General features: G+C 58.2%; 2 protein-coding genes. One reads left to right on the top strand and one right to left on the bottom strand.

From position 1 onward, the window contains the following. Positions 1-175: DUF6444 domain-containing protein (locus tag HHL24_RS44515; protein WP_230417418.1), on the bottom strand; the 175-nt coding region annotated here is incomplete at its 3' end. 669 nt (positions 176-844) lie between these two features. Between HHL24_RS44515 and HHL24_RS43495 the strand changes: the two genes are divergently transcribed. Next, positions 845-1,066: transposase (locus HHL24_RS43495; protein WP_169491094.1), on the top strand; the 222-nt coding region annotated here is incomplete at its 3' end.

The raw sequence follows: 1,066 nt of genomic DNA, 5'->3' as shown, positions 1-1,066 counted from the left end.
CCCCGCTCGTGCCGCGCAACGACTTCGGCTTGCGCCCGGGCCCATCGCTTGAGGGCGGCTTGCTGGAGTTACGACTGTTCTTCTCGAGTTTCGCTTCGAGCGCGTTCAGACGCTTCACGAGATCAACGATGAGCGCGTCCTTCTGTTCGTGTGTGAGGTCTTTGAAATCAGGCATCTTCGTCATGTCCTTCACTATGCACAGCCTGGCTGCAGTTTACAAGCGCTGAATAGTTACGCCGCCGCAAAGAAAGTAAGCAAAGAAAGCGGCTCAAACCGCTAATGCTAAGTGGGCGCCCTTGCCTGCAAGAGGTAGTGGCTCCGTAGAGTCCGTGTTCGTGCACCTGCATGCGCTGGTGACAAGGGCGTCATACTTCCGGCAGCGCTGCGCGCGCCGAAGAGTACTTCATAAAACCTACTGCTGCGTTTCGGCTCTTGCGTTTTGCCTGGCACTGCGACTCGTCATCGCACTGCCGTCGGGGCCGCAAGTGAGGCTGCGACACACCGACCTTTCATTCGCGGTACGGGTTCGCGCATAAAGTGCAGAGGCTCCTTGCCGAGGCGAAGCCGATGGTCCTCGCTACGCAAAGACGAAGCCCCTGGTTTCCCTGGCAGACCCGTCCGCGACGCACGCAGTGCGGAGTGGGAGCTGATGACTCCTTTGTCACTAACGTCTGAACGTGCGAGGGCCCGAATTCCACGGAGCCACTACCCCGTCCCAGCAAGGGTGCCCACTTAGCATTAGCGGTGTGAAACCGCTTTCTTTGCTTAGGAAGGTCTGCAAAAGTCCTGGCATTGACGTGAGCGTGGACTATCCTGGGAGCAGGAGAATTCAAGGAGCGACGTGATGACGCAAATGGATCTCGGCTTGAATCTGTCAACGAAGCGCACGCGCAAGCGCGAGTTTCTCGATGAGATGACACGCGTAGTGCCGTGGCAGAAACTGATTGCGCTCATCGAGCCGCACTATCCTAAGGGCAAGACTGGCCGGCCGCCGTTTCCGATCGCGACGATGCTGCGTATTCACTTCCTTCAGCAGTGGTTCAGTCTCTCGGACCCGGCGATGGAA

Origin of the sequence: Paraburkholderia polaris (assembly GCF_012927345.1) — a bacterium.
Taxonomy (GTDB): Bacteria; Pseudomonadota; Gammaproteobacteria; order Burkholderiales; family Burkholderiaceae; genus Paraburkholderia; species Paraburkholderia polaris.
This window is presented reverse-complemented; position numbering and strand designations above follow the sequence as displayed.